3 protein-coding genes and 1 pseudogene are annotated in these 3,254 nt (G+C 77.4%); all 4 read right to left on the reverse strand.

Annotated elements, in window-relative coordinates; genetic code table 11:
- Positions 1-693: GNAT family N-acetyltransferase (locus PSR1_RS22505; protein WP_059439545.1), on the reverse strand; the 693-nt coding region annotated here is incomplete at its 3' end.
- 215 nt (positions 694-908) lie between these two features.
- On the reverse strand, positions 909-1,607 hold the full coding sequence (locus PSR1_RS22510) for a sigma-70 family RNA polymerase sigma factor (RefSeq protein ID WP_059439546.1): 699 nt from the start codon (positions 1,605-1,607) through the stop codon (positions 909-911).
- A 6-nt stretch (positions 1,608-1,613) separates the two neighbouring features.
- Complete coding sequence (locus tag PSR1_RS22515; RefSeq protein WP_059439547.1) at positions 1,614-2,522, reverse strand: MinD/ParA family protein; 909 nt, start codon at positions 2,520-2,522, stop codon at positions 1,614-1,616.
- A pseudogene (locus PSR1_RS22520) lies at positions 2,519-3,254 on the reverse strand (ATP-binding protein); the annotation flags it as partial. The pseudogene PSR1_RS22520 and the gene PSR1_RS22515, both read right to left, overlap by 4 nt.

The raw sequence follows: 3,254 nt of genomic DNA on the forward strand, positions 1-3,254 counted from the left end.
CGGGCGGGCGCGCAGCGCGGCGCGGCCCGGGTCGAGCAGCATCCACGGCGCCCGGGCCTCCTCCGGCCCGGCGGCGCCGCGGGCCAGCCGCAGCACGGACTTCGAGAAGCCGTCCTTGCCGCGCGGCACCAGCGCGAGCGGCGCGTCGGAGGGGCGCATGCGCTCGAAGCCGAGCTTCTGGTAGACGGCGAACGCGCGCGGGTTCTCGGCCTGCAGCGTGACCCTCCCGCCGGCGCCGGCGCCGCGGGACAGCGTCACGGCGCGGTCGACGAGCGCGGTGCCCGCGCCGCGCACGGTGCGCGCGTCGGGCGGATCGGCCGGGCCGAGCAGGTTCCACGGGGCGGTGGCGAGCAGCTCCACGAACGCGGCCCCGGGGCACACGAAGAGGGAGGTGACGGCCTGGATGCGGCCGCGGTGGACGGCGGCGTGGACGGTGCGCTGCTCGGTGACGCCCTCGCCCTCCTCCTCGCCGGCCAGCACGCGGGCGAGCTCGCCGACGATGCGCAGCGAGTCCTCCAGGCGGGCCCGCGTGGCGGGGGTGACCCCGCGGGCCAGGAAGGCCTGGGCGGTGAGGATCCAGCCGCGCAGCTCCTCGGCGAGATCCGGGTCGTCGGGATCGAAGGTGGTGAAGCGGAAGGTCGCCCGCCCCGTGGGACGGGCGCATCGTTCGTCTGGGTCGTCGTACGACGGCATGGCTCAGCGTGCTCCTGGCGGCGCCCTTCGCGTCCGCCTCGACCGCGTCCTCGCCGGCGGGGACATCCCGGAACGGCGGCGCGGTCGGGCCAGACGACAGCACCGGGCCTGGGGCCGGTAAAGGTTTCCGCGAACGGCCGCCCGTTTCGCGGGGTTCCGCCTGTCTTGGCTCCGGTGTAGGCCCGAATGCTACCCAGAAACGTAGGCGAATGTGGTTACATCTCCGACACGAGCGTGCGGAGCTTCTTCACCGCCTCCGCGTGGAGCTGGCAAACGCGCGGCTCGGACACCCCCAGCACCTTCGCGATCTCGCGGTAGGTGAGCGCCTCGTCGTAGTACAGCGCCAGCAGCACCTGGAGCCGCTCCGGCAGCGCGGCCACCGCGCGCGCCAGCGCGCCGCGCCGCTCGGCCGCCGCGAGCGCCTCGTCCGCCGGCGGCGCCGGGGCGGGCGCGAGGTCGTCCTCGACCGGCGCGGGGGGCGCGGCGAGCAGGAGCAGCTCGCCGACCTGCTCGGCGGGCAGCCCCACCGCATCGGCCACCTCGACCGGGTCCGGCTCGCGGCCGATGGCCTGCTCCAGCCGCGCCCGGGCCGCCTGGACGCGGTCGGCGTCCGCGCGGAGGCGCCGCGGCAGGTGGTCCATCCGGCGGAGCTCGTCCAGCATGGCGCCGCGCACCCGGTGCTCGGCGAAGGTCTCGAAGCGGACGTCCTGGGACGCGTCGAAGCGCCGCGCCGCCTCGAGCAGCCCCATGGCGCCGGCGGACCAGAGGTCGCCCGGGTCGACCGCGTGGCCGGTGCGGGCGGCGAGGCGGCGGGCGCAGCGATCGAGCAGCGGCGCGTGGCGCCGGAGCAGGGCGTCGTCCGGCCCGGGGGCGGGCGGGCCGTAGCGGGCGAGGGCGGCGTGGGCGGCGGGCATGGCGGGCTAGGCGGGCGAGGCGGGCGAGGCGGCGGGCTGCCGCTCGCGGAGGAGCTGCTGCCAGAACAGCTTCACGCCGCCGGGCAGGGCCTCCGGCGGCGGCGCGGTGAGCAAGGCGTCGCAGAGCGCCTGGAGCGCGCGGCTGGCGTGCGCGCGCGGGTAGAGCTCGACGAGCGGCTGCTGCACGCGCCCGGCCCGGGGCAGGTCCTCGTCGCGCGGGATGGCGCCGAGGTAGGCGAGGCGCGCGTCGAGGAACTTGCCGGTGACCTGGGTCAGCCGCCGGAACACGTCGCGGCCCTGGAAGTCGGCCGCCTGGTTCGCGACCACCCCGAACCGCGTCACGCCGGCCTGCTGGGACAGGACCTTCACCGTGGCGTAGGCGTCGGAGAGCGAGGTGGGCTCGGGCGAGACCACCAGCAGCGCCTCCTGCGCCGCGCCGGCGAAGAAGAGCACGTTGTCCCCGATGCCCGCGCCGCAGTCCACCAGCACGAGGTCGAAGCGCCGGTCGAGCGCCTCGAACGCGGACACGAGCGTGAGCTTCTGCGCGTCGGTGAGCCGGGTGAGCGACTGGATGCCGCTCGACGCGCCCAGCACGCGCACGCCGCGCGGGCCCTGGGTGAGCACCTGCTCGGCGGTGGCCGCGCCCTCGAGCAGGTGGCCGAGGTGGTGGGTGGGGCAGATCCCCAGGACGATGTCGGCGTTGGCGAGGCCCAGATCCGCGTCCACCAGGAGCACGCGGCGCCCGGCGCGGGCGGCGAGCACCGCCAGGTTGGCGGAGATGTGCGTCTTGCCCACGCCGCCCTTGCCGCTCGTCACGGCGATCACGCGCAGCGGCGGGGCGGGGTCGCGCGGGGCGACGCGGTCGCGCAGGCCCTGGGCCTGGTCGGCACGGGCGCGCTCGGGGGAGGCGGTCACGGGGCGTCCTTTCCGGCGACGAGGTCCACCAGCGCCGGGCCGGCGAGCGCGTGCACGTCCTCGGGCACGCGCTGGCCGTCGGTCACGCAGGCGATGGGGCGGCACACCCGCACCGCGGCGGAGAGCACGCTGCCCGGCCCGGCCGCCTCGTCGAGCTTCGTCAGCACCAGGCGATCCGGCGCGAGCGCGCGGTAGCGATCCGCCACCGCGGCCAGCTCCAGCGCGCCCGCCGCCGCCGACACGGCCAGGTGGAGCTGGACCCGCGGGACGGAGCGGACCAGCGCCGCCTGGCGCTCCACGTCCTCCACCGAGGCGTGGCCGGCGGTGTCCACCAGCACGAGGTCCACGTCGGAGAGCCGATCCAGCGCGCGCCCGAGCTCGCCGCGGTCGCGCGCCACGAGCACCGGCACCTCCATGATCCCGGCGTAGCGCGCGAGCTGCTCGGCGCCGCCGAGCCGGTAGGTGTCCACCGTCACGAAGGCGACGCGCTTGCGCGTCTCCAGCAGCGCGCGCGCCGCCACCTTGGCGAGCGTGGTGGTCTTGCCCACGCCGGTGGGGCCCACCACGGCGAGCACGCGGCGCGCGTCGTGGAGCCACGGGGCGCGGCACGGCACCAGCCGCTCGCCCAGCAGGTCCTTCACCGCGCGCCAGGCGCGGGCAGGGTCCGCGCCGCCCAGCTCCAGCGCGGAGCGGACCAGCCCCTCCGCCAGGGCCGGCTCCACCCCCGCGCCC

The sequence above is a fragment of the Anaeromyxobacter sp. PSR-1 genome, assembly GCF_000964525.1.
Lineage (GTDB): Bacteria > Myxococcota > Myxococcia > Myxococcales > Anaeromyxobacteraceae > Anaeromyxobacter.